The sequence below is a fragment of the Sulfurimonas sp. genome (assembly GCF_016744025.1).
In the GTDB taxonomy this organism is placed as follows: Bacteria; Campylobacterota; Campylobacteria; order Campylobacterales; family Sulfurimonadaceae; genus Sulfurimonas.
Window position 1 is genome coordinate 1 of record NZ_JADGFC010000199.1, and the last position, 3,266, is coordinate 3,266.

The 3,266-nt window shown below is 30.4% G+C and carries 4 protein-coding genes; all 4 read right to left on the reverse strand.

Annotation, left to right across the window (positions count from 1 at the left end; all coding sequences use genetic code 11):
* Positions 1–69 precede the first annotated feature (69 nt).
* A complete protein-coding gene (locus QZZ48_RS15070; protein WP_294967079.1) occupies positions 70–498 on the reverse strand; it encodes an AraC family transcriptional regulator in 429 nt (142 codons plus the stop codon).
* A 165-nt stretch (positions 499–663) separates the two neighbouring features.
* A complete protein-coding gene (locus QZZ48_RS15075) occupies positions 664–1,440 on the reverse strand; it encodes a hypothetical protein (RefSeq protein ID WP_294967080.1) in 777 nt (258 codons plus the stop codon).
* 45 nt (positions 1,441–1,485) lie between these two features.
* Positions 1,486–2,724: a DEAD/DEAH box helicase gene (locus tag QZZ48_RS15080; RefSeq protein WP_294967081.1), complete on the reverse strand. Its 1,239-nt coding sequence runs from the start codon at positions 2,722–2,724 to the stop codon at positions 1,486–1,488.
* A 53-nt stretch (positions 2,725–2,777) separates the two neighbouring features.
* Positions 2,778–3,131, reverse strand: a complete 354-nt coding sequence (locus tag QZZ48_RS15085) for a hypothetical protein (protein ID WP_294967082.1) — start codon at positions 3,129–3,131, stop codon at positions 2,778–2,780.
* Positions 3,132–3,266 lie beyond the last annotated feature (135 nt).

A 3,266-nucleotide genomic window follows, 5' to 3' on the forward strand; every position in this document is an offset into this window, starting at 1 on the left:
GTTTGAGTAAAAGCTTGAAGTTAAATTTAGTAGATTATTATTTGGTCAATTATCAAAAAAAGAGAGTTTTTAAACCCCCGTTTTTTTAATTAAGTCTAAAATATCAATATCTTCAATCTCAACTATTTTTGGTTCTAACATCTTATTTCCTTTTTTTATTTTTGCATTTGTAGAAAAGTCTTTTGGACTTATCCCAAAATACTTTTTAAAAGCTTTTGAAAAAGAGGAATTAGTTTCGTATCCACTATTGATGGCAATGTGAGTGATTTTTTGATTTGTTTTAAACTTTAATGTTGTGTTTGAAAGTCTTACTCGCCTAATATATTCACCCATACTTTCACCGATAATAGATTTGAAAATTCTATGAAAATGGTATTTTGAAAAACCTGCAACCTTGGATAACTCTTCAAGAGTCAACTCATCATTGTAGTTTTGTTCAATATAAGAAATAACTTTATATACACTTTGAATGTAGTCATCTTTTGTTGTTTTTTTCATCTTTTCTCTTTTTAAAATCTTTGTAGGGAAATTATAAAGTAATCAAAAATATAAAACTACTCCAAGATTGCTATTTTTAGTTGCAATGTTATGAAAGAATCACTATTTGGATAGTAATCTCAAAATGCTAAAACTAGAAGCATCTATGACTTCACTTCTCATTTATTAATTGTTTAGTATATATAATTTTTGATTATCAATTATTCTTAAAACAGTATCTTGAAAACCCATAACTAAATGATGAATATTATGGTTATGAATAATTATAGTCTTATTATGATTATTTTGTTTTGCTTGATATGAAACTACACTTGGAGTTTCATTACAAACTTGATTATATGATTCATCATGTATAAGTGAATGTTTAAAACTATTAAATAAATGATTTATAGTTTTAAGAAATTTTGTCTCGTCGCTTTTATATATATCATTACCTATAATTATTTTGTCAATCTCAATTTTTACATTCATTAAGTCAGAGAATCGACCTATTTCATTGTAGGCAATGATTCTACTCTCTTGAATGTCGTTATAATTTGTAACTACATATGATAATTGCACTAGTGAATCTAAAACTCGTCTCATTATGTATACCATTGATTCTATTTCTAATTTGTACTCATGAATTAAAGATGGGTTCGATGCGTAGGGCAACATGACATTTTTCGGACCATCTATAAATGGGTGAGATAATGGATTAATAACTATTGATTTAGTGTGTAGTGTAATAATAATATCTAGTTTTTTTTGAATTAATCTAATTTTATTACAAATAGAAACAGTCACAAGGTGACAATTAATTAGTTTTGGTATGGATTTATAGTTGGGAAAATCACTACTTACAATATTCATGTGTTGATATGATTTTTTTAATCTTCTTGCATCATAATTCCATTCTTCTGATGTAGGTTCCCATTCTTGCGTCTTATTGGTGTTATTCATTTTTTGTTAATTCCTTGAAAAATCAAAAATATAACTTTTAAAGTATTACTTTTCACTCTGAAGAGCTTTTTCCCTAAGTTTGTCTTTTTTACTTTTGCCTTTACCTTTTACTGGAGCAGGGCCTTTTTCTTTTTTAGGAGCTTCGCCTGTTAGTTCAAAGCCTTCTATCTGTTCTCTATCTATCTTTACCTTACATTTTTTCTCTATTACTTCAAAGTGAGCTTGGTCTTCATGAGATATAAATGAGATAGCAAGTCCTGACTTTCCAGCTCTTGCAGTTCTTCCTATGCGATGAATATAGTCAGTTGGAGAGCGAGGTAGGTCAAAGTTTATAACACACTCAATATTATCTATATCTAAACCACGAGCCGCTATGTCAGTTGCAAATAAAATCTTTATCTTTGCATCTTTAAACTCATTTAGTGTAAAAGTTCTATCTTCTTGAGTTAAATCACCGTGAAATGATTCTGCCGCAAAACCTTGTTTTCTAAACTTAAAAGCGATGTTATCAGTTGCTCTTTTATTTGCCATAAATACTAGTACATTTTTTAGTTTTAGTGTCTTCATTAGATGCTTAAGAAGTGCACCACGATTGTTAACATCTACTTCTATAACTCTTTGAGTGATAGTCTCAACTGTTGGTACATCTTCTTCAATGCTAACTTCAACAGGGTCTTTAGTTATTTTAGATGCAATGTTTAAAATCTTCTCTGGGTAGGTAGCTGAAAATAGAAGGTTTTGACGTTTGGCTGGAATGGCTTCAAGTATAAGGTCAAGTTCCCCAGCAAATCCAAGGTTTAGCATCTTGTCTGCTTCATCAAGCACTAAAAACTCTAGATGCGAGAGATTCATCTGCTTTTTACTAAGTACATCAAGAAATCTTCCCGAAGTAGCTACAAGAATTTCACAACCTTGTTGGATATCAAAGAGTTGGTCACCAATACCTTCACCACCGATAAGACTTACAACCTTGGGAGTATTTTGTATAAACTCAGCAAATGTCTCAAAAGTTTTAGCAATCTGAAGAGTCAACTCTCTAGTAGGAGTCAACACAAGCACTTTTATCTTTGCCTTTCCCTCGCCTCTACGTTGAAGTAAAAGTTCTAAGATAGGTAAAACATAACTCGCACTCTTTCCACTTCCCGTTTTAGCTCTTGCCATAACATCGACACCTTCAAGCACATGAGGAATAACTTGTTCTTGAATAGGCGTTGCATCTATAAAGTTGTTTTTACTAAGGGCTTTTTGTATAGAAGAAGAGAGTTTAAGTGAAGAAAATTGCATCTGGTGAGTTCCTAAAATAGTTTTGCGTATTCTAGCTAATCCCTTCTTAAGTATTAGGAGATACAAAGGCTTCTTTTATATATGGCGGATATCTGCTCAAATTCATTTTTATTAAGATTTGAGATATGTATTTGTAACTTTTTTTCTAAATCACCGTACTCTTTTTCTAGTAATGCTTTAGCAATTATGTTTTCTATAATTAGTATGTCAAGTTTTTTACTAGAATTTGTTTCTTTTAAAATAGATATTGCCTCAGATGTAATAGAGATAATATTTTTACACTCTTGTTCATCTATTTTAGAGTAAAGCATTTTGCTTAAAATGTTTAGTGCTTGATTGTGCAGTACAATTGGCATCTCATCTCTGTCTCCAACGGACTGTTTTAAAGCAATACCTATATTTCCCAAGTTAATAGATTCATCAATAATACTAATGGGACTTAATTAATATTCTTCTGCTAAATCACTGAGTGTTTGTCTCTTGTAAATATACTTTTTGAAGATAATTTCTTGGAGTTGTTCGGGTCTTCTTTTTGATGAATA